Source organism: Oceanicaulis sp. HTCC2633 (assembly GCF_000152745.1).
Classification (GTDB): domain Bacteria; phylum Pseudomonadota; class Alphaproteobacteria; order Caulobacterales; family Maricaulaceae; genus Oceanicaulis.
This window is the reverse complement of the sequence record NZ_CH672428.1, coordinates 1774193-1796052: the sequence shown is the minus strand read 5'-3', so window position 1 is coordinate 1796052 and position 21860 is coordinate 1774193. Positions and strand designations below refer to the sequence as shown.

The window sequence follows — 21860 nt, the reverse complement described above, 5'->3', positions numbered from 1 at the left end:
CTAAATGCCCATGTCGAAAGAGCGGGTGCGCTCGCGGGTGAGGGTTGTGCTGAGTTCGTTTGCGATGCTGCGTTCGGGTTTCGGATCGATGCCAAGTTCGCGGCTCTTCCCGCGCAGAAGACCTTCGACCTGCGGATCGCGTTCAAGCGACTTCGCCAGCTCGTTCTGCTTTGCCGATACGCGGGCAGCGCCCGCACGGTCGCCCTGCTGCTCAAGCTGCTTGCGGGCCGTGCTGAGTCCCTGCCAATCGCTGACAAAGCGTTCGGTTCGAAGCGCCGGATCGGTGCGCACGGCAGCCTCATGCTGCATGGCGCGCATGGCTTCCTGGCTGCGCCCGCCAGCGGCCTCTGCAATCAGCTCGGGACGCCGATCCAGTGCCTTGGCGAGATCGGTGGCGGCATGGGGCCGGATCGCATCAAGCGCCTTTCCAGCCTTCTCCAGAGCGGCCTTTTGATGCGGGAGGACGGGCAAACCCTTCGTTTGCATCGTAGCGATATCGCCAAGCGCACGGGCGTAGCGTTCGACCGCGCGACGCTGGTCGTCTTGCATGTTCGCCAATGCCGGGATTGGCTCAAGCTGCCGTGCCTGCGGACGGAAGTTTCCGAAGATCGATTTGGCGCGTTCGGGCACCTGTCGAACCACCTCGATGATCCGCTCGCGGAAGCTGATTCCGCGCAGTTCGGCGAAAGCCTGCTCGGGCTTGTAGTCGCCCGCCAAATCCTTCCCGCGCTCGCGGCTTAGCAATCGGACAAGCTTGGACTGGTCGGCAAAATCATTGCGCCCATAATGAAGCGCCAGCCCCTCGCGGTGGCGCGACATGGCAACATAGGCAGAATGGCTGTCCAAGCCCGGTGTGGCGAGCACATGGGCCCGGTCCACTGTCATGCCCTGCGCCTTGTGGATCGTGGCCGCGTAGCCATGATCGATGTGCGCATAATCCTTGGTGTCGAACGCAACCTCGCGGCCATCGTCGGTGCGCACGGCCATGCTTTGGTCATTGGCCATTGCGACCGTTCCGAGAGTTCCGTTCTTGACCCCAAGCCCGCGCTCGTTGCGCAGGAAGATGATGCGGTCGCCCGACGCGAACTGGCGTTCGCCGCGTGCTGCTTTGATGGTGGCATCGGCACCCAGTGCGCCAGCCTTGCGCATCTTTTCGCGCGCCATCCGGTTCAGCTCGCGGACCTCGTCATTGGTGTGCGTAAGGATGATCCGGCTGTCGCCGGGGCTGTCCTGTCGTTCCTGATTCCAACGCAGGATCAGGTCAGCGCGCGCAGTCTCGCGCGTATCGGCGGCATGGACCATCCCGCGCTCTTCATAGGTGCTGATAGCCTCGCCGGTGCGGCCCGTGGCGAGGTGCCTGGTCGCGTCTTGCTGCCATGCGGAAAGCTGGCGGCGGACTTCGCTGATCTCGACGCCGCCGTGGCGCTCGTGGATTGCCCGGAAGGCTGCGCCTGCCTCGATGGCCTGCAACTGCTGCTGGTCGCCCACCAGAACAACATTCGCCCCGGCCTTCGCGGCATGGGACAGTACGCGCTCCATCTGGCGCGTGCCGACCATGCCCGCCTCGTCGATAACAAGCACATCGCGGGACGTGAGCTGTTCGCGTCCTTTGCCCCATTGATGCTCTAGGCTGGCGATGGTGCGCGATGCGATGCCAGAGCCGTTCTCCATCCCTTCGGCGGCAATACCGGAAAGCGCTGCGCCACGCACAGTGTTGCCAGCGCCTTCCCAAGCCTCGCGCGCAACGCCAAGCATCGCGCTTTTGCCGGTCCCGGCATAGCCAACGACAATAGTAAGGCCCTTGCTGTTGGTCACATGCTCGAAGGCGGACTTCTGCTCGCCGGAGAGTACTAAGCCGCGCTTCGCAGCATTGGCGAAAGCGGCGTTTCGCTGCACATCATTGACGGCGTGACCCTTGCGCTCTGCCATCGTGTCGGCGGCGCGATGCAGGCGCTGTTCGGCCTCGATCATCGCCCGCGAAGTGAAGCGATCCTGCCCGCGTCCGTCCGTGCCCAGGGCGATCATATCGGCGGAACTGCGCACGGCGTTGTAGGCCGCGTCGAACTGCTCCTTCCCGTCGCTATGCCGGTGAACAAAGGCAGCAAGGTCTCGCCGGGTGAAGGTCGCCTGCTGGTGCGTGATCGCATCCAATGCCAGCGCGGGATTGGCGATGATCCGCTCGCCATTGCGCTGGGCGATGGCGCGGTGCTCTTCGATCCGTTCGGCTTCCAACCCGCGTCCACCAATGCGCGAGGCGGCGGGGCCGATCTTGTCCTGCGGTTCGAGCGCAATGCCCTGCGCTTCCAGGCTGCGGTGGTCGATCCGCGCATCGATGTCGCGCTCCGCCAGCGCGCGGTTGACGTGATCGGCCCAGCGCTCGCGCCATTGTTCAATGAGCGCGGTCCTGTTCCAGTCGCGGACCTTTGCGCCAAAGCCGTCCTTGGTCACTTCGCGCATGGTTAGCATGGCGTGGGCGTGCGGCTTGGCCTTGCCGTCTTCGCCAATATCCCAATGGACATTGAGATCGGCGATCATGCCCTTCTCGACAAACTCGGCCTTCACGAACTCGCGGGTCAGCTTGATGTTGTCCTTCTTCGACAGCTCGCGGGGCAGGGCGAACTCAACCTCGCGGGCAAGCTGAGCATCCTTGCGTTTCTCGGCAGCCTCGACTGCATTCCAAAGCGTGGCCCGATCGGCGAAGGCTTCAGGCGCGCCTTTGGGCAGCATCACTTCGGAGTGGAGAACGCCTGCCTTGTTGGTGAAATCATGGGTTCGATCAATTCGCTGATCGTGGAGCTGTTCGCCAGCACGATAGGCCGCAGCCGCAACGGCACTGCGTCCGCTCGACCTTCCGATGACTTTTGCGCTGAAATGAAAGATTGCCATGGCGGCAATCCAGTTACACCGCAAACGCCACGTCGGCACGACGTATAAGCGCGCCCTCTCATGATAAAATCCTGATCGGGACTAGGCGGTATCACACTGTCCCGGCGACCCTACTGCATTGAGAAAGCTCACCGATTATCATGGCTTCATCACACCAACGATGGAGACAACAGATGCGCAAACCCCGCGATTTTGATTCGGAACTGAAAGCACTGGCCGATAAGGCCAAACAGTTGAAGGAGCGCCGCGTGCGCGACCTCGGCGTGCTGGTCACGGCAACCGGAGCCGATGTGCTCGATGCCGAGACCCTTGCAGGTGCGCTGCTCGATGCGGCTGCCAATACCGACAAGGCAATCGGGGAGGGCTGGCACAAGCGCGGCGCGGCCTTCTTTCAGGGCAAGTCACACGACACTTCGAGCGGACCTCGCCAGCAGCAGGAAGGCACTCTCCCGCTCGACGGCGGCGCGGCATCGGCTTGAGGCGGCAAAGGCACGAACTGACATGCGCGAATGGCAGGTCAAACGCCGCGAACGGACCCGGCAACTGATCGAGCTGGGCGGCCTTGTGGCCAAGGCCAATCTGGTCGAACTAACCGACGATGATCGGGCTGCACTTTATGGTGCGTTTCTCACCGTAGCCGCCAAGCTGCGCGGGCCGGATGGTGCACAGGCGCTGGTCCTGTTCAGGCGCAAGGGAAAGCGGGCGTTCGAGGCGGAGCAGCAGGGTTGAGATAGACGAGTGTCATGGAGAATTCTTATGGCTTTTCGTCTGCTGGCTAATGGCAGCTAAGCGCCCTAATCCAAGACATGAGCTTCTGATTCTCTCGGTCCAAAAACGGACATTCGCTGGGGCTGCTTCTCACAAAGGAGCATCATGAGAACATATTATATCGATCACTAATGGACTGGGTATTCTCCTGCTTTGGAATCTTATTGGTTGGCTGGCTTTGGTAGCGCTCTGAGAGCAGAACTGCATCGAAGATTTGGATGCCGACTAGCGCATCGTGTGATCGAGTTTGCGACGGCTCCGCCCGCGCTGCAGTTGCGCGAGCGGGCCCACTGGACGCGATCAGAAGTTGAGTTGCAGCCGGACAAGACCGGATGTGAGATCGCGGTCCACATTCAGTTCGTCATTCCACCAGGCCTTGGTGCCGGTCAGCATCACGCGGGCGTACGGAGTGAGGTGAACCACACCAGAGATGTCGATCGCCTCGGCGGTCTGGCCACCAAGTGCAACATCGCCCGCATCCAGCCAACTGAACCGGCCAGCCAGTTCCAGCGCGATGCCATCCATGTTGCGCAGACGCGGCCCGCTGACCGTGCCGCCACCGCGCGAATAGCGATAGCGCTCGCCGGTGATCATCCAACTGCCCTGCGCATAACCGCCCGAAACCGACACGTCGGGCAGGAGGTCGCGATTGATTTCCTGGTGCACATACTGTCCCTGAAAGGCGAGGTTATGACTGATGAAGGCCAGTTCGCCGTTTATCGACTGCAGGGAATTAATGTCCCGGAGGCGCGTGGTGGTGAGAAAATCGGGCTCGATAGCGGTGCCTGCCGTCGCGGAATAACGCAGCGTTTCAGTGGCATCGAAATCGCGGGTTTCGAATCCCAGGCCGATATGCAACTTGGTGCGCCGGTGGTCGATGGGGAGGAAAGTCGCGCGTGCGCTGAAGCCTTCCCCGCGTTCGGGCGAGCGGCCGCGTTCGGTATCCAGCGCATCGTCGAAATAGCCGGCCTTCACGGTGAAGCGGCGGCCCGAATAACCGACCTGCCCCCCAAGGCCGAAGCCCGGAGTGATCGCTGACACCAGCGAGCGTTCGGCAAAGGGGATGCGTGCCGATGCCTGCACGTCTTCCATGCCGAAGGGAACGGTGAAATTGCCGCCGCGAATAGTCAGGTCCTCAATCGGCTCGAGCTGGGCATAGAGGTTGCGCCAGCCCTTGCTGCCGGCAAATTCCCACTCGGCACGCATTGAAAGGACATTGGCGACGCGGATACGCAGGTCCGGGCGCGCACGGCGGAAGTCGGCGGAAGTCGTATCGATGATCCCATCGTCATAGGTGTAGCCATCGAACTGGATCTTGCCGCCCAGCCTGATATCCAGCGCCTCGTCCCCGATTTCGATTTCGAGGCCACGGTCGCCGACGGTAACTTCGTCCTCGGCATATGCAGGCGTCGCAAAGGAAGCGACAGCTACCACCGCTCCCATGGCGGCCCCCATGTTGAATTTACGCATCTATTGTCTCCTTTGAACTACTCAGGCCGAAACTCTCGACGACACGCGCATCGAGCCGATTGCGTTCCATGGCCTTGGTGAAATCGTGCCCCAGTTGTTTAAGTCGGGTGAGGGTTACATCTGCGCCGCCGTGCTGTTTGCGATCCTGGCGCATGGCCTTGACCCAACGCTTGGCACGCATCAGCCGTCCCACGCCCTGGACGGCAATGACGTCGTCATCCATGTTCAGATAAGGTTCGACCCGGTCATCGCGGCTACCGACGAAAACATGCATCGGGACCTTGCGCGCCTGCGGATGGGGCGACATTCCAGCAGGGCCGGATTCGGGCGCTGTTCCGAGCGGATAGGGAGACGTGGCGTCAGGGAAAGTATACCAGCCGGCAGCGCAGGTGACGCAAGCGATCACCCGGTTGGCATGGAACATTGAAAAGCGGTGAGTGAACTGTCCGCCACCGGAAAACCCCGAGAGGTATACACGTGAGGTATCAACGCCAAAGCGCTCGCTCGCATCCTCAAGCATGTCAATCAGGGCGAGATCAGCGCGGGTTTCACCGTCGCGGCACAGCAGTTTTTGATAACCGCGGTAATGCGTGCGATCAAACCACGGCGCGATTATGACGGCGCCGATACGATCGGCTTCCTGGCGCATGCGCACCATGTGTTCGGCAGCGTTAAGTGAAATGCCGTGAACCGACACGATCACCGGACTGTCCGCTCTGACAACTGCCGGGACGTGATAGTAATAGCGCCGGGGCACGGCTGACCCGAAGGCGAAATAGCCGGATTGACCAAGGGCTGGATCAGTCACGACCTGCGTCCATTGAGGCATGGAGCGGCGTCACGCTGGCTGAGCTCTCCACTTCAACAATCCCGGTGTCGGCAATCCTCCAGCAGCGGTTGCACAGCGCGCGAATCTCGGGACTATCTGCCACCATCACCACAACACCGCGCCAACCAGCGATGATCTCGGCAAGGCCGCGCAATTGCGCTTCCGTCAGATCATGCGTCGCCCGGTCGAGCAAGAGCAGGCGCGGAGAGCCAATCAACGCCCGAACAAGGCGGACTGCCGCCAGGTCCTGCGGGGACAGCTTGCTGCCTTCCTCACGCAGCGACAGCGCTATTGGCTGGCCATCCTGGCCACACAGGTGGGCAAGGCCCAGCTTGCGCATAAGCGGTTCGATCTCGTCCAGCCCGGCCCCGCGGCGCATGCGGTAAAACAGGTTCTCCGGCAGTTTGCCCTGCAAAATCGGGGTCCATGCTGCCGCGATGCCAAGCCATTGGCGCCGCTGCCGCTGGCCAAGGCCGATGGCCTGGCGGCCGGAAACGGTCAGCTCCCCCTGAGCGGGTGGCTGCAGCCCGGCGATCGCCTCGATCATCCGCCCCGGATCGTCATCCGGCCCGCCTTCGAGCGCTATGATATCGCCCTTTCGCGCCTTCGCACTAAAGCCGGAGGCCTTGGGCGACAAGGCAAAGGCATCGAGTTGAAGGATTGCCTTGGTCGCCGCCTTGCCGGTTGCATTATCTGGCATGACCGGCTCGATCTCGCTCAGGCGACCGTGCAGGCGTCGGCCCGAAATACGGGCCGGGATCGCCAATTCGATGGCTCGTCCGATATCTGCCACGGACCCGGCCAGAATACCCATCAATGTCAGCAGCCCTGCTATTTCGTAGGGGGCAATCGCACCCGCCCGCGATCCGCTGGCAGCCAGTTGCAGCAGGATGAAGAACCCGGCCAAAGGAAAGGCCGCCGCCAGGCCGCGCATGCTGCCCGACCAGGTCGCCCGCTTCATCGAAGCGGCATTCATCCGCCCGATGCGCTTCTCGGTTCGATTGAGCTCGCGCCGCATCCCGCCCATGCCCATCACGCTGTGCGCCGCCGCAACGCGATCGGAAATCAGTGCTGTCATCGAACCGCGCAGGCGGCGCTGGCGGCTGGTGGCGCGGTGATAAGGTCGGGCAATCGCTACCATCAGCGCCAGAGTGGCACCGCTCCACGCCAGCACCCACCAGCCCAACGTGATATTTTTGAAAAACAGCCAGCCCAAAATGCCAGTGGCGATCAGTGCTGCAGAGCTGCCCCGGGCGATGCCGTCAGCCCACCACATTCGCAGAGCTGTCAGGTCACCGACGAAGGGTAGCAGTTGGCTTCCACGGCTGCGTGGCTTGGGGCCACGAACCGTGCGCCTCAGCAGCCGCTCGAGTAATACCATCCGGACGGAGAGGGCATAGTCGAGCCCGAGTGCCTCGGTCAGCCGACGCCGGGCGAACTCGGCAAGCACGGTGGCAAGAATGGCGCCACCCAGCAGCGGCAGATGAGCCTGCCCGACTGAGGCGTCTTCCAGTAGCTGGCGGAATAGTTCGCCCACCAGGCCTGCAACTGCTACCGCGATCGCCAACTGGATCAGTGAGACCAGCATCAGCAGCGCGAACAAACGTGCGCGCCGTGGAGAGAAAAAATCAGGCATAGCTGGCTAGTGAGTTCAGGCCACATCCCCGCAGGGCGGTGGCGAAGCAGAAGCTCGGTGCAAGCTCGCTGTCGGAGAGCTCGGCCAGTGTCGCCACCTTCAGCCCCGTCGCCGCTTCGGTCTCGCGGATGCTCAGCGGGGAGGAACTGACACGGCCTGCGATCAGCGAAACCGGCAGGCAGTTCTGGCGCAACCAAGAATGGCCATAGGCGGCCCCCATCGCGTCACCGGCGGCCAACACGACATGGTCGACAACCGAAGCGAAGGCGCGCGACTTGAGCAGGCCTGCGGTTTCTTCCTGGAGCAGACCGTCTGCCACTTCGATCACGGCGACGTCGTTCTCCCGGCTGACGGTGGAGACCAACTTGAGGCTGTCCTCGACCAACTGGGGCAAAGGAACGCCTGCCGTGGTCGCATGGCCTAAATCGGTGAAGTCGAGCGCGGTCCGCGCACCGGCATCAATCATCGACCAGATGTCGCCGCCAGATCCTGTCCCGGTGACCTTGGCCGCGCCTACCCGAAGCCCCGCGCGTTTCAGGCCGTGAATCAGCTTGGCTGCGGTCGTCGTCTTGCCAGCGTTCATCGAGGTGCCGACAATCACTACGACCTTGCAAGCATTGGAGCGGGCGGAAACGCTTTCGACATCCTTCGTGAACCTGCGAAGGTTGAGCACATTGCCCTTCCAGTCGGCCAGCAGACCGATTGGCTGGATGCGCGTGGGATTGCGGGTACGGGCATGCTTGGCGAGCATGGACGACGCGACCCCTCCGCCTGCCACGAGATGGCATTCTTCCTGTGTCGCGGGAACTTCTGCCTCGAACTGGTCAGGGGCATAGCGATGGCCATAGGCGACCACGATCTCGTCACCGACATACATTTGCTGGCGGCGACCCTCGGGGCTTTCCAGCTTGGTATGGTGGCCGATGGCGACAACCCGAGCGAGGACAAGGTCACCGACTTCCGGCGAGGCCTTGCGATCCAGCTGAGCAGCGCAATCCATATTTACATTACGGGTCGTGAAGGCATGGCGCGCACCTGCAAGCCGACTGCGCAGCTGCGTGGCCCTTCCGTACTCAAAAGCGTTTTCGCACTCTAACTCATCACCGCTCTGCGCATCGATGCCCTTCATGTTTTCCATGAGCATTATATCTGCCTTTATCTATTTCGTCTGCCTGGAGAACGGTTCGCTGTGGCGTCTATTCCGTCCAATGGTATAATTCGGTGCTTTAAATTGGGTTAATCGTTCGTGGCACCCGGCTTGAGGTCGAAAATGAAATGGATGCGATCAGTGTCGGTGCCGTTGAATGCCTCGTGGATGGATTTGTTGTCGAACCACCAAAGCTCTCCCTCCTGCATGTGCACCGTTTCGTCGGCGGTTTTCAGCCACGATCCCGCTCCGGCCTGCAGCACGAGGTGATAGCGGTTGCGGAGCGCGTAATACTCACCCCGGTCGATATGCGGATAGACTCTGTGCCCGGGCGGGAGGCTGACCAGCTTCGCCCGGCTCAGCTCCCCTCCCTGCTCCTCGGCAAAGGCGCTCAGGAAGGACATCGTGTAGGGAAAGCGATGGGAAATCGTCGTGTAGCGCGTTTCGTGAACGTCACGTCGTTTGCGCCCCTGAATTGCAGACTTGCGAACTCCGCGCAGTGAGACCGCGCGCTTCCTGCTGAACCTTGATCTTGTCCTGCCGTCCAGTGTTGAGATCCCAAACGCCGTCAATCGCGGCTATTTCCGCGAGAAAAGGATCAGGGTCGACATCGGCCTTGAGTAGTTTGAACAGCTTGAGTTCGCTGGCTTCTTCAGCAGTTGCAGCAGCAACAATCTGGTTCACGACCTTCTCCCGTCTTCCTGCGCGGATATCATCTGAACTTCGGGGCGATTGCCCCGGACACTCTCAATAACGTGGCACGGCGCAACTTATTCCAACGGTGAAGAATTCTGTTCCAATGCCTGCCAAGCCGTTCATCCCACATCTCGTAACGATGGAACGAGCTTTGACTCTAGTCCTGATCCGAATGGTCCCTAACCGACCACAGGGTCCTAATGGTCAGTTTTCGGCGAAATGAATGGTATTTATGACTAGTGGACCTGACATAAGGCTGACAATGCAAATGCACCTCAGTTGCAGTGTAAGTTGTGCGTATTAAGCGACAATTTTCGAGATGGTCGCCGAAAGGCCGCTTTCTGCATGTTCGCTACTCAAACCAGAAGTTCCTCTTCCGTGAAGGGTTCCGGGCGCCGGAGGCGTACGGAAGTCTGCGAGGCCCGAACCCGCGGGCCGCACGCGGTGAGCTATGGGGATTTCGGATTTCGGTTAGACCTGGACTGACCAGCACTGCGGCAGAGATGTGCGCTGAAGTGATCGGGGACGAGCGTGTTCTGAAGCATTTTTTGCGGGCGGCGGTGCCGATCATGGTGTGATGCGCGTACAAGACCGTTCGACGACGACGTCAGGGCGAGCGCCGACATTACCGGAAGCCTGTCAGGGGCCCGGTGCGGTGAAATCGAGCCATGCCGGGTCATGGCGCGAGTTCCCGGATGGGCGGTGTGGCTGTCGGCGGCGCACGGGGTTGTTGCCGTCGCGTGAAGGTCTCGATGACGACCATGTCCCCACCACAGTGAGGGCATGGCGGATGGTACTGGGCCGGTTCCTCCAGTTCATCATCGTCCGGCGGTGATGCAACCGCGAGCAGCTTGCGGGCGAGCGCGATGTTGGCCTTGTGCGTGGCCCCGGCGAGCAGGCCGTAATGGCGGATGCGGTGGAAGCCGGTTGGCAGGACATGGAGCAGGAAGCGGCGGATGAACTCGTCGGCAGGAAGCGTCATCACCTGCTGGCGGTCGGCACCGGAGCGGCGATAATCCTTGTAGCGGAAGGTGACATTCTGACCGTTGAACCGGATCAGGCGGCTGTTCGAGATGGCAACCCGGTGCGTGTAGCGCGAGAGGCAGGCAAGCACCGCCTCAGGTCCGGCAAAGGGCGGCTTGGCATAAACCACCCAGCGCTTCTTGCGCACCGGTGAGAGGTGCTTGAGGAAGGTACGTCGATCAGTCAGCCCGGCCAGCTTGCCGAAGAAGGTTAGCTTTCCGGCATCGTGCAGTGCCATCAAGCGGGTCAGGAACACACGGCGGAACAATGCGCCGAGCACCCGGACGGGCAACAGGAATGCAGGGCGTGACGATATCCAGCGCTGACCATCAGGCGTGATGCCGCCGCCGGGCACGATCATGTGTACATGCGGGTGATGTGTCATGGCCGAGCCCCAGGTGTGGAGCACGGCGGTGATGCCGATGCGGGCACCCAGATGCCTGGGATCAGCAGCGATGGCCATCATCGTCTCGGCTGCTGCCTTGAACAGAAGATCATACACCAGCGCCTTGTTGGTAAAGGCAATGGCGGCAACCTCGGCCGGAAGCGTGAACACGACATGGAAGTAACCCACCGGCAGCAGGTCGGCTTCCCGCGCCTCCAGCCATGTGCGTGCCGCCGCACCCTGGCACTTGGGACAGTGGCGGTTGCGGCACGAGTTGTAGGCGATCCGCCAGTGGCCGCAGTCGGTGCAGGCTTCGACATGGCCGAGCAATGCCTGGATGATGCGGATGTCGGTGCCATCCTCAAGCAGGTGGGTGGCGAAGCTGTGACGCAGCGTGTGCGGGCTGACGCGCTTGGTGATCCCTGCAGCTTGCGCCGCCTCGACGACGATGCGGTGCAGTTGCCTTGTGCTGATCGGCTTCATCGCATGCAGGCCGGGGAACAGCCAGCCATCATGGTGCATCACGCCCTGTTCGCGGCCCAGCTTCCACCATTGCCGCAACAGTGTGAGCAGGTCGGCAGGCAGCATGGCGTTGCGGTACTGGCCACCCTTGCCACGTTCGACACGCAGCAGCATGCGTTCGCTGTCCACGTCGCGGACCTTGAGCATCGCCACTTCACCGACGCGCAAACCCGCGCCATAGGCAACCGACAATGCAGCCTGATGCTTGAGGCAGGTGGTTGCACCCAGCAACCGGGCGACTTCATCCCGGCTCAGCACCACCGGCAGCTTGCGCATCTGCTTCATGCGCACGAGCCGTCGGGCAAGATCGGGACGGTCAAGTGTATGAGTGAAGAAGAACCGCAGCGCCGAGACCACGCTGTTCATGGTTGGTATGGGCATGCCTGCTTCACGCTGCTCGACCTGGAACCGGCGCAGATCCTCTGATGTCGCCGTATCGGGAGGACGCCCAAGGAAGGCGGCGAACCGCCCGACATCGCGGATATAGTTACGCTGCGTCTCGCGGCTGAAGTGCCGCATGTTCATATCGTCGATCAGCCGCTGACGCAGCGGGCTGACCGGAGTGGCTGAAATAACCGGTACAAGATCGTTCATCGTTCGACTCCTCAGTTGAAGGAGCCGGAATGTTCGGCCTTGCTCGATCTATGCGCTACGCCCGCTGCCTGGCGTCATCCTTGCCGCCAGAACCACTCCCGCGAAGCGGGTTCGTGCATTGGCCCAGTTTCAGCCATTTCGGGCGGTCAGGTTCGGCAGAAGACAAATCTCTCGCCGCGTGCAAATTGGGAAATCGTCAAGGAAATCGCATCAGGCTTCATCGGGCCACCATTAGCACTTTCTCCAATGCCGCAATGAGCTTCTGCCGTTTCTCAGGTAGCATCTTTCCCAGATTCCGCTGCTTCCACAACACCGCTGGCAAGTGCCTGGCTTCTGGTATGCCGAGAAGTTCCCAGTCCGGCTCACCGCGCTTGAAGCCGATCAGGAACTGGCGGTGCACGTCTGGCATCTCGCGAACCATTGTGGCGACGAGTGCCTCGCGCGTAGCCTCCAGATCGGCAAGCTCGACATTCTCTTGCGTCATACCGACAAATCCGCGCTCTAACTCCTCGTCCAGCGGCTTGCGGGTCGGAGCGAGCACTTCGGCCATCGGGCGATTGTGGCTGATAATGTAGACGAGGAATGCGCGCCGCAGTTCGTCGCTTATACCTTCATTCGCCAGCAGGTCACGCACGTCGAACAGGTCACGCGGGTGCTGGCGGTCCAGTGCCGCCACGATCTTTCCCGCATAGAGGTCGGCGAAGGAAACAACCTGTATTTCGGCGAAGCCGAACGTATCTTCGACTGAGGGCACGACGCTCATGACCACGGGATCGTAGACGGTGCCACGCAAGACAGGCGTGACCTCGATCTTGATCTGAACGCCTTCGGAACGGACGATGAGCTTGGTGATGATGTTGTCGCCTGCTGAACGCGATGGGGCGACTGCCGCGCCCGGTATCCCGCCTTCGATCCGCTCCTTGATCCGCACCATCGCCGCGTCGATAGCTGCGAGTGATGAAGCGCGATCCTCGACCGGCAAGTAGGTCAAGTCGATGTCCACCGAGAGGCGCGGCAAGTCGCGCACGAAGAGGTTGATCGCTGTGCCGCCCTTGAGCGCGAAACACTGCTCTTGCGCCACGAACGGGATGGTGCGGATCAGGAGGGCAACCTGCTGCCGATAAGCGTCCTGGAAGGCCATTTCCTATTGCCCTCCAAGATCGGCGGGCACCGTGATGTCGTATTGCGGATCGAGCCTGCCCCCCTTCACCAGAACTCGTTTGCCTGAACCCAAATCGATCCTGGCCAGGTCGAGTTTCGGTCGCCAAGCATGGCGGTGCCGGTCGGCAAAGAACAGGAATAGCCGTTTTACCTTCACGCTGGAGCAGGCTTCGAGAAGAGTTTGCAGGCGACGAGGGCTGAGATCGCTCAAGCCTTCCATCAAGGCATCGACCTGATGAAAGCTCTCATGCTTGGGCAGTTCATCGAGCAATTCGAGAACGGCGCGTTCCTTGCTCGAATAGCGAACAGGCAATTGCGCGCCAGCAGCACTATATATGGTGGGGCTTGGCAATGGCGGCGTGTCGGCATCTGTCGGAAACAGGCGCAAGCTGTTGTGCCATGCGAATGTCACGTCGAGCGGCAAATCATCCAGCCAGGTTGGCGGTCGTGTCGGTCCGTAAAGGTGAACTGTCCGGACGTTTGCCGAAAGGTAGTGGGCATAGCCTTGCTGTTCGAGCGCGGTGCGACCGCCAACGGTCAGTGGAAGGTCAAGCATGGTCTGGAGCGAGATTACGACCTGCTGCCAGGTCATAGGCCCGCGTGAACGGCGATAGACCCGTCGCGCTGGGCTATCCAGCCAGCCGGAACTTACATACTGGCTACGCAGCGCGGACGAATAGCCATTGGCCTCCAGCCAGGCGGCATCGACCAGAAGTCCTTCCGGGAGCTCCTGCTGGAGTTGGTTTAGCTTGCTGTCCAAACGCGTAGCCATGCTTAGTGTTTTGCCATTTGTGTAAACTCGTGTCCAGTTTGAAATAACCTCAAAAGACTAAGCTTAACTTAGCGTTCTGGCAAAGAATCAAACCGCCTAACCAAGCCGACTGCGCGAAAGAAGACATGATTCGTGCGCGAAATCCGGCAACGCTGGCGCGGAAATCCGTCGCTGCCGTCGCAAATTCGCGCGTGCCAGCCGTAAATTCGCGTCGAACGAAAAAAATCTCAAAACCAAGGGCAACGGAGCGGTTTGTCCGTAAAGGTCTCGGACCGTCCATAGTCGGTTCAAATCGTGCAAATCGTTGAAGAATTGCCCGAATTCCAACTGAACCTCACCCTTGCACCTCCAAGAAAAGTTCTCATTATGTTCCGGCGAGGGGCTGCCGATACCAAAGAGAGAATGCCCTATGTCGAATACCGAACGCATCATCCGCCTCAAGACCGTGCTCGACCGCACCGGACTTTCCCGCTCCACCATTTATCGCAAAATCGCCGAGGGCACGTTCCCGTCGCAAGTGAAGATCAGCATCCACGGCGCGGGCTGGCACGAGTCAGCCATCAATCGCTGGATCGCCGATCCCGCTCACTATCGAGAAGAGGAACCGGCAGAATGAGCGGTGAGCAAACCGTCGAGCCGATCTGCGTCAGGATCAATGAGGCTGCCCGCATGATCGGCATCGGGCGCACGAAGCTGTACGAGCTGATTTCAACAGGAGAGCTCGAAACGGTAAAGATCGGAAAAGCAACGCGCGTTACCACTAGCAGCTTGCATGACCTAGTGAGGCGGCGGCGCGCGCGCGACCAACGCGCTTGATGCCGGTCATTCAGGAAGCTGGCCCAGCGCCGTTGCGGATTCTTCCAAACGGGACGGAACCTCATACATGGTAAGTGCTAAGTGGTTATCTTGAGATTCCGAAGGCTGCCTTCGTGCAACAAGCCAGCGCCTGCCATTCGCGGCAAGCCTGCATTGTGTAGACCAATTCGGCCAACCAATGCCGCAACTCCGCGCCGAAAATGGAAATTGCACAAGTTCCCCATTGCGCGGTGTGACCAATGCGCTTTGATCGTCGCCACGAGAGACAAGCAGGTTTCCATCCGAAGATCCAAGCCACGCGCCCTCATCCTCAGCGAGTGTGTAGGCGTCCCCATCCCGGGGACAGTGATTGTGCGCCACTCATCGCCAGTCTGAATCGTCAAACGAATCTCTGCCAGACCGCTCGGGGAGACAAAACCAGCAGTTCGATATCGTGTTGCTTGAAACTGGTGTAGCTCTCCTCCCTCCCGGAGGTTCCTGACGCTGCAAGGTTTGATATCGGGAAAGTAGGAGATTGTGCGACCGCAGATGACTGCGAAGTGGGTATCCCCGGCAGGAACGACCTCAATGCTTTCCTGGCCTGAGAAAACTCTGCCGAGATCGAAACTACTCCATTCTCCGGTTTCGATGCTCAAAACATGCACCGACTGACCTGGAATATCGCGCCAACTGCAATAGCGCTCGTTGATTGGCATGCACGATCTCTCGAGCGAAAGCTCGGTCGGCGTTCTGTCAGGACGATGTAGGGTAAAGGGGGCTTGTCTGCCGCTAACCCAATATCCTGGTCCAGACCGCCTGAGGTCGTCGAGATTTTCGGCCTCACGCAGTTGGCCGTCCGGCAAAGAAAGCTCAGCAGCACGGCGACCATGCCAGTCCCACAGCCTGAAACCGACAAATGCGCTATTTGCAGTGCCCGGCCTCAGTTCGTCGATTAACATTGCGTCGGTTGCATTCTGAGCGAGTATTTCGCCACTGGCCAAATCCAGAACGACAATTTGGTTTTGATGGACGACTGCAATTGCGTACTGCCCGAAGATGAGCGTGCGGCCATCTGGATAACCGCTTGCTCCACCTGGCTGGTCGCTCCACACAACCTTGCGGATTTCCTCTCCGCGCTCATTCCATAGCTGGGTTGTCCCACGCGCGCTGACGGTCAAAACTCTGGTGCCATCGGGACTGACAGCGAAAGACTGGAACCCACATTCCCTCCAGGGGTCACCATCGGCGTGGACGCTGACACAATCATCATTCGACAGCGTGAAGGCTTCAACCGCCTGTGGTGTTGCAGGAGTTACAAGCGGGGATGCTGTTGGCGATGATTGCGCCACGATTGGTGCGGGCAGGAGGATCAGCTCAATCGCGTGGCCGTGTCGGTAGCCTCGCAAGCCTGCGTTGTACGCAACGGCAAAGCGCTGGATCGCGTGCAAGACCTCAGCAATTCCTGCATCAGGCAAACCGCCATCGCGGAGCGGATCAAAACCAGCAAAATCTGGAGCGTCTGGCGCAATGCGCGTCATCGCTTGTATGCGATACTCGGAGCAACTCTCGGAAGCGCCCTCTGCCAAGCCATCTAGCGCAGCATCGGTCGCAAGTTCACTCTCGTCTGCCATCCTAATGTGGCGATCAAGGCAATCCCAGTAGCGACCGAGAATATTCAGTGCCAGTTCTGCGCGACCTCGATCCGCTGTCGAGAAGTTAGGATCTATCTGAGGACGCACCTTCTGCTCGATCAAATAGCGGGCCAAGCCGTCTTGATAGCCATCAACGTATTCGTCGCCGCCATTGCCGATCCAACGTGCGCCATCAATTTCTTGTTGCAGCAACTGAGCCGGCCCTGAGGGGACGACACAAGGCTGCTGATTGGAGCAATCCGCATTCAGGCGGGCGACGGCCAGGATGGTTTTAAACTGTGGGCCGAAATCCAGCTGCTCAGTCTGGGCTGATGCTGGACTGCAGATAGTCAGCGAAAACGCGGCCAGCAGGAATGGGAAAGACTTCAATTTGCTGGCCCTGTCGTTGAAATTCGGTTGTGCGTCTAGGTGCATACAAGCGGTGTATGCATTCTGAATTTCGGAATTGCCACTGGCAACGGGCTGAACCAACAGCCCATCCAATTCAGCTGACTTTTCTTTTGGAAGGCGTGATTGGCTAATTTCTGTTGGGTGCTTCGTCCAAGAACGCCGCCCAAACCGCCATCAACTCGCGCCGTTTGTCGAAAAAGTCAGTGCGGCGATAGGCGGCTTCAACCTGGTTGCTCAGCTTGTGCGCCAAAGCCTTGTCCGCCACTTCCTTCGGAAAGTCGGTCTTTTCCGCTGCCCAATCGGTGAAAGCGGAGCGGAATCCGTGGACGGTTGCGCCCTTGATCCCTGCGTCGCGCAATAGCTTGGTCATTGTCATGTCGCTTATGGGATTCTCGCCATTGTTCGAGAAGACGAGGCCATCGTCGCTCGTGCGCAGTTTCCAGCGCCGCCGCAGGATGGAAACCGCTGCCTTGGAGAGCGGCACCACATGCGTTTCCTTTGCCTTCATCCGCTCGCCAGGGATGGTCCAGACCGCCTTGTCCAAGTCGATCTCGGTCCAGACGGCCTTGCGCGTCTCGCTCGACCGCACGGCGTTGTAGATGGTGAAACGCAGGGCATCGCGGCCCGTGGTGGGTGATGCGGTCGCCAGCTCCTTCATGAACGCCGGAATCTCTGCATAGGGCATGGCCTTGAAGTGCTCGACCTTGTCGGTCTGGCGCGGCAAGCCCTTGCGGACAGAGCGCAGCGCGGCCTCTTCTTCCCGCCATCCCTTGATATGCGCGAAGTCGAGCACGGCACCGATTCGCTGCAAAATCTTGCGGGCGGTGTCGGGGATTTCGAGCCAGATGGGCGTGAGCACCTCAACCACATGGGTGCTGTCCACCTGATCGACGGGCTTCCTGCCGATCAGCGGGAAGACGTGGTTTTCCATGCTGGAAATCCAGTTGCGATAGTTCTGGTTCTTCCACCCGTCCTTCAACGCCTCGTAGCATTCGCGCGCTGCGGTTTCGAAGCTCGGCACCACCTTGCGCGACTTTCGCCGCTCCGCCACTGGATCGATCCCTGCGCGAACCTGGCGGCGCAAGGCTGCCGCTGCGTCCCGCGCCTCGGTCAGCGTCACATCGAGTGCTGATCCCAATCCGTAGTCGCGCCGCCTGCCGTTATGCTGCATCCGCAAGACCCAGCTGCGCGAGCCACTTTCCTTTACGAACAGACACAAGCCACGGCCATCAACGTAGCGACCGGGCTTGGCGTTCTTCACCTTCAATGCTGTCAGTGCCATAGGTTATACACACCATAAAATTGTTCCAACTTTCGACCCCACATGGTGATCGAAATGCAGGCAAACGGGGGCGATCAACCGTGAACACGGTAGAAGACAAATCCCTGATTTTACAGAGTAGTTAGGGACGTCCCGACACTGCCTGCGACAGAAGTTTTAGCATTGTCCCTGCGCGATCTGCGCCTCGATGGCGGCGAAGGCGGCGCGGGTTTCGGGCTGGGTGAAGGGGCCCCAGTCGCGGTTCAGATCCAGTCCGCCGGTATTGTGCCGCCAATGACCATGCTCGACCCCGTCTGGATTGAGATCGGGAATGATCAGCCATTGATATCGGTCAAGGACGGAGAGGTCGGTCTGCTCTCCGAACAGGGCGTCCAGAAACGCACGAAGACCCAGAACGCCCGGCACTTCCGGCGGATGCTGACCGCCAAGAATGATGATGAGCGGCGCACCAGACACGGCTGCGGGCCGGGTCAGGGCTTCGATGACGCGACCTTCGCGGCTCTCGCCGATGACGTTGCGCGTCATGCCGGTGCGGTCGCCGAAATCGGCGCGCCAGAGGGCGCGCTCTTCCAGCGTGATGACTTCCTGGGCGGCGATCCGGGTGGCGCCGGGAGCGATCTCGAGCGCCAGCACCGCACGCCGGCCGTCTTCGGACACGGATACGGCGTCTTCCGGCAGGGCGGCCCAGTGACCGCCTTCCAGCTCGATGCGCGGATGATAGCGATGGCGGTACTCGGGGTATTCCAGCGCGACTTGCGCCGCGCTCATGGCTTCCGCATGCAGGTCGAACGCATACCAGGGGCTGGGATTGATGTCGGGATCTTCGGGCGTCACCGTCAGTGCAAAGGCCGCTTCGCCCGCGCGTTCACAGGCGTAATCGGGCGCGGTGGAGAAGTCCTGGGTCAGGCGTGTCGCGCCCGTTTCACACGTGGAGACAGGCTGGGGCGCCAAGGGCGTCTGCGTGGCGCAAGCCGGCAGGATCAGCGCGACGCCAAGCGCAACAAAGCGCACGAGAGCGGATGAGGTCATGGGGTCTCCGTTCGGACCGGGTCGGTCTCTCTGGCGGCGCGGGCCTGGGCGATGACGGCGTCGACAAGCGCGGCGTCGAGACCGAGATAGGTGCGCGGGTTGAGAAGCGCGTCCAGCTCCCCGGGCGCGAAAAGGGCGAGGAGGTCAGGATCGCTCTCAAGGGCTTCGCGCAAACTCACGCCGGTTTCACTGGCGTCGGCTGCGAGATCGCGCAGGCGGTGCTCGGCGCCCTCCCGGCCCAGATCATCCTGAATGGCGAAGACGATGCGCTGGGTCAGGATCCAGCCTTCGCTCAGCTCCAGCGTCTCGGCCATGCGCGCCTCGTTGACCCGCAGGCGCGAGATCAGACGGCTCGCATCGCCCAGCATGTCTTCGGTCGCGATGGCGACATCCCCAACGGCCCTGTTGGGGCGGGATGTGTTGTCGCGCTCGAAGAAGTTGATCATGTCGTCCTGCACGATCTCGGCAAGGCGCGGGATGACCCGGCCATGCTGGATCAGCGCTTCAGAGAGCGACGGATTGACCTTGTGCGGCATGGTGCTGGAGCCGACGGCGCCGCCGGGGCGTTCCTCGACCACCGCGCCGATATCGGTCATCTGGAGCAGGAAGACCTCCTGCCCGAACCGGGCCCAGGTGTGCGCCATCATGGACTGGACCAGCGCGAACTCGGCGAACACGTCCCGGCTGGCGTGCCAGTCATCGGGATAGGGGGCGGGCAGGCCCAGCTCCTGCGCCATCCGCGCCTCGACGCGCTGGCCTTCGGGACCCAGCCCCAGATAGCTGCCCACTGCACCCTTCATGATGATGGACCGGTCGATCCGGTCCAGGAGGTCCGCCAGCCGGTCGATATGGCGGCGGTTCTCGCCGATATAGCCGCTGACAGACTTGCCGTAGGTCAGGGGCAGGGCGTGCTGGCCCAGCGTGCGGCCGATCATCGGCGTGGACTTGTAGCGCTCGGCCAGCTCGATAAGCTGCAGCTCGATCACCCGCAAATCCGCGATCAGCGCCAGGACCGCCTCGCGCATCTGCAACATGGCGGCGCTGTCATACAGGTCCACGGTCGTCGCGCCATAGTGCAGGTAATTGGCGCTGTCTTCATCGAGTGAGCGGCGCAGAACGTTGAGCAGAGCGACCATGCGGTGGCGCACCACATCGTATTCGGCGTCGAGCGCGTCCTGGGGAATGTTGTCCGGAATGGCGGCGGCCGTGATCGCGTCCGCAGCGGATTGCGGAATGACGCCTTCCTGCGCCTGTGCGCGGGCCAGGGCCGCCTCAAGGCGCAGGACCTGGGCGTTGAGAGCCTGGGTCGAGAAGACCGCCTCGATCTCACGATTGGCGGAGAGGGTTGGGCTTTGCGGATCAAAGCGCGTGCGTTCGGCCTCGGAGGGGCCGGAGGTTGACGAGGCGGCTCCGGTCTCGCTCTCGGACCCGGTCGGTGCCGCATCGGGCTCCTGCGCCGAGCAGGCGGCGACGAGGATGCACAGCAGAAGCGTCAGTCTTGTGCTCATGGGCGCGCCGCCAGCCCGTACAACAGGACGTACAGGAAATCATTGGTCGCGGACTGGGGATTCTGGGACATGCGCCAGTCATTCATCGTGCTGCTGGCGGCGAGGGTGTAGCCGCTATTGATGAACGTCACCCCGGTCAGGATGGATTCCACGATCGAGGCCTCATGGGGCCGGGCTTCGCCGGCGCTGACCGCCGCGTCATGGCTGTCGCCCAGGCGACGGGTGATATTGCGCAGGCGCGCCTGATGCCGGTTGCGGCGGGCGGCCGGCAGGGCCGCCATCAGTTCCAGCCGGATGATCGGCGAGATTCCGCTGGCCTGCATGTAGATGAGGTCAAAGGCGGCGCGACGCAGGAAGGCCAGCCCGTCCAGACTGTCCGCAGCGGCGTCGAGCGTGGTTTCCACCATCTGCAGTGAGTGCTCCAGGCATTGGTCCAGGAAGCTCTCCTTGTCCGGGATGTGATAGTAGAATGCGCCCCGCGTCACGCCCAGGGATCCCGCCACCTCGGCCAGGGAGACGCCTTCAAAACCATACAGGTTGAAGAACCGGATTCCGGCCTTGAGAAAGGCGTCCCGCTTCATGCGATTGCGCGCTTCGCGATCAAAGATCTGCGGCAGCTCGTCATTGGAGACAAATTGCGGGGCGATCTCGTTGGAGACGGGCCCCGCCTCGGTCAGGCCTTGTCGGAGAATGTCGCGCAGGACGTTGGCGGAATCGGAGAATTGTGCAGCGGTCTCCTCGCCGGCGCGGACAGTGAGCCAGTCCAGCAAGCCGAACAGGCAATAGGTGACAGGTTCGGCCCGCCGCGCGCTGAGTCCCGCTTCTTCAAGCCAGTCGCAGGTCATCGCGTTGACGCGGTTGACGGCTTCGGAGAGCTGTCCGGTGATGCGGGTCTGGACCTCTTCAGACAGGGTGTCGAGTTCCTGCAGGCGGGCCGGGAAGGGACGCTGGCCTTCAATCGCCTCGCTCAGCTGTTCGCCATAGGCCTGAAACAGCGCCAGCACCTTGAGGCCCGGCGCGTCATTGGCCGCCTCGGCGCGGCTCACCGCCTCGATCAGGAACTCCACGGAAGACAGGAACGCCGCTTCCGCCAGCTCCTCCTTGGACGCGTAATAATACGCGATGCTGGTCTTGGTGAGGCCGAGATCGGCGGCGATGTCTTCCAGTCGCGCGCCCAGAACCCCCTGGGCGTTGAAGCGGCGCGAGGCGGCGGACCGGATGGCGGCGGTCTTCAGATCGCGCTCCTGGCGGCGGGAAAAGGGCGAGCCGTGATCGGGGAAGTCCGGTCTGAGTACGGTCATCGTCGGGGTCCCCT

The 21860-nt window shown here is 61.3% G+C and carries 19 protein-coding genes and 1 pseudogene; 4 read left to right on the top strand and 16 right to left on the bottom strand.

Going from position 1 to position 21860, the window contains the following annotated elements:
- Complete coding sequence (gene traA / locus OA2633_RS08480) at positions 1 to 2886, bottom strand: Ti-type conjugative transfer relaxase TraA (RefSeq protein WP_009802116.1); 2886 nt, start codon at positions 2884 to 2886, stop codon at positions 1 to 3.
- 173 nt (positions 2887 to 3059) lie between these two features.
- Between traA and OA2633_RS08475 the strand changes: the two genes are divergently transcribed.
- Together OA2633_RS08475 and OA2633_RS08470 are read left to right on the top strand one after the other, a co-directional pair.
- Entirely contained in the window at positions 3060 to 3365 is a 306-nt protein-coding gene (locus OA2633_RS08475; protein WP_009802115.1) for a conjugal transfer protein TraD, read from the top strand.
- Between the two features lie 22 nt (positions 3366 to 3387).
- Positions 3388 to 3615 (top strand): conjugal transfer protein TraD, encoded by a 228-nt coding sequence (locus OA2633_RS08470; RefSeq protein ID WP_009802114.1) that lies wholly within the window; start codon positions 3388 to 3390, stop codon positions 3613 to 3615.
- Between the two features lie 339 nt (positions 3616 to 3954).
- Here OA2633_RS08470 and OA2633_RS08465 read toward each other — a convergent pair whose 3' ends face one another.
- The 10 genes and pseudogenes from OA2633_RS08465 to OA2633_RS08425 all read right to left on the bottom strand — a co-directional run bounded on the left by OA2633_RS08465 (position 3955) and on the right by OA2633_RS08425 (position 13889).
- Complete coding sequence (locus tag OA2633_RS08465) at positions 3955 to 5124, bottom strand: OprO/OprP family phosphate-selective porin (RefSeq protein WP_009802113.1); 1170 nt, start codon at positions 5122 to 5124, stop codon at positions 3955 to 3957.
- Positions 5117 to 5932, bottom strand: coding sequence for a PHB depolymerase family esterase (locus tag OA2633_RS15355; RefSeq protein WP_162010989.1), 816 nt, complete (start codon positions 5930 to 5932; stop codon positions 5117 to 5119). Before OA2633_RS15355 ends, OA2633_RS08465 begins: the two co-directional genes overlap by 8 nt.
- Positions 5925 to 7589: an ABC transporter ATP-binding protein gene (locus OA2633_RS08455; RefSeq protein WP_040612561.1), complete on the bottom strand. Its 1665-nt coding sequence runs from the start codon at positions 7587 to 7589 to the stop codon at positions 5925 to 5927. Before OA2633_RS08455 ends, OA2633_RS15355 begins: the two co-directional genes overlap by 8 nt.
- Positions 7582 to 8727 carry a DUF1611 domain-containing protein gene (locus OA2633_RS08450; protein ID WP_206740498.1) on the bottom strand — a complete coding sequence of 382 codons (1146 nt, stop codon included), beginning with the start codon at positions 8725 to 8727 and terminating at the stop codon, positions 7582 to 7584. Before OA2633_RS08450 ends, OA2633_RS08455 begins: the two co-directional genes overlap by 8 nt.
- Positions 8728 to 8825: 98 nt before the next feature.
- On the bottom strand, positions 8826 to 9164 hold the full coding sequence (locus OA2633_RS08445; protein WP_256377102.1) for an aspartyl/asparaginyl beta-hydroxylase domain-containing protein: 339 nt from the start codon (positions 9162 to 9164) through the stop codon (positions 8826 to 8828).
- Between the two features lie 25 nt (positions 9165 to 9189).
- Positions 9190 to 9420, bottom strand: a complete 231-nt coding sequence (locus tag OA2633_RS08440; RefSeq protein ID WP_009802108.1) for a hypothetical protein — start codon at positions 9418 to 9420, stop codon at positions 9190 to 9192.
- Between the two features lie 688 nt (positions 9421 to 10108).
- Positions 10109 to 11638 carry an IS91 family transposase gene (locus OA2633_RS16500; RefSeq protein WP_256377101.1) on the bottom strand — a complete coding sequence of 510 codons (1530 nt, stop codon included), beginning with the start codon at positions 11636 to 11638 and terminating at the stop codon, positions 10109 to 10111.
- A 93-nt stretch (positions 11639 to 11731) separates the two neighbouring features.
- Positions 11732 to 11881 (bottom strand): annotated as a pseudogene (locus OA2633_RS16690) (phage integrase N-terminal SAM-like domain-containing protein); the annotation flags it as partial.
- A gap of 292 nt (positions 11882 to 12173) precedes the next feature.
- Entirely contained in the window at positions 12174 to 13097 is a 924-nt protein-coding gene (locus OA2633_RS08430; protein ID WP_009802106.1) for a nucleotidyl transferase AbiEii/AbiGii toxin family protein, read from the bottom strand.
- Between the two features lie 3 nt (positions 13098 to 13100).
- Positions 13101 to 13889 (bottom strand): type IV toxin-antitoxin system AbiEi family antitoxin, encoded by a 789-nt coding sequence (locus tag OA2633_RS08425; protein ID WP_009802105.1) that lies wholly within the window; start codon positions 13887 to 13889, stop codon positions 13101 to 13103.
- A gap of 409 nt (positions 13890 to 14298) precedes the next feature.
- Between OA2633_RS08425 and OA2633_RS08420 the strand changes: the two genes are divergently transcribed.
- Together OA2633_RS08420 and OA2633_RS08415 are read left to right on the top strand one after the other, a co-directional pair.
- Entirely contained in the window at positions 14299 to 14505 is a 207-nt protein-coding gene (locus OA2633_RS08420) for an AlpA family transcriptional regulator (RefSeq protein ID WP_009802104.1), read from the top strand.
- The gene (locus OA2633_RS08415; protein WP_009802103.1) at positions 14502 to 14705 is read left to right on the top strand and encodes a helix-turn-helix domain-containing protein; all 204 of its coding nucleotides are present in this window, start codon (positions 14502 to 14504) and stop codon (positions 14703 to 14705) included. The genes OA2633_RS08420 and OA2633_RS08415 overlap by 4 nt, the downstream gene beginning before the upstream one ends.
- Before the next feature lie 77 nt (positions 14706 to 14782).
- On the opposite strand, the gene OA2633_RS08410 is transcribed toward OA2633_RS08415, so the two are convergent.
- From OA2633_RS08410 to OA2633_RS08390, 5 genes are all read right to left on the bottom strand, one after another.
- The gene (locus tag OA2633_RS08410; protein ID WP_156776196.1) at positions 14783 to 16807 is read right to left on the bottom strand and encodes a hypothetical protein; all 2025 of its coding nucleotides are present in this window, start codon (positions 16805 to 16807) and stop codon (positions 14783 to 14785) included.
- A 46-nt stretch (positions 16808 to 16853) separates the two neighbouring features.
- The gene (locus OA2633_RS08405) at positions 16854 to 18008 is read right to left on the bottom strand and encodes a site-specific integrase (RefSeq protein WP_040612557.1); all 1155 of its coding nucleotides are present in this window, start codon (positions 18006 to 18008) and stop codon (positions 16854 to 16856) included.
- 156 nt (positions 18009 to 18164) lie between these two features.
- Complete coding sequence (locus OA2633_RS08400) at positions 18165 to 19037, bottom strand: M14 family zinc carboxypeptidase (protein ID WP_009802100.1); 873 nt, start codon at positions 19035 to 19037, stop codon at positions 18165 to 18167.
- Positions 19034 to 20545 carry a lyase family protein gene (locus tag OA2633_RS08395; RefSeq protein WP_009802099.1) on the bottom strand — a complete coding sequence of 504 codons (1512 nt, stop codon included), beginning with the start codon at positions 20543 to 20545 and terminating at the stop codon, positions 19034 to 19036. The genes OA2633_RS08400 and OA2633_RS08395 overlap by 4 nt, the downstream gene beginning before the upstream one ends.
- On the bottom strand, positions 20542 to 21846 hold the full coding sequence (locus OA2633_RS08390; RefSeq protein ID WP_009802098.1) for a TetR/AcrR family transcriptional regulator: 1305 nt from the start codon (positions 21844 to 21846) through the stop codon (positions 20542 to 20544). Before OA2633_RS08390 ends, OA2633_RS08395 begins: the two co-directional genes overlap by 4 nt.
- Positions 21847 to 21860 lie beyond the last annotated feature (14 nt).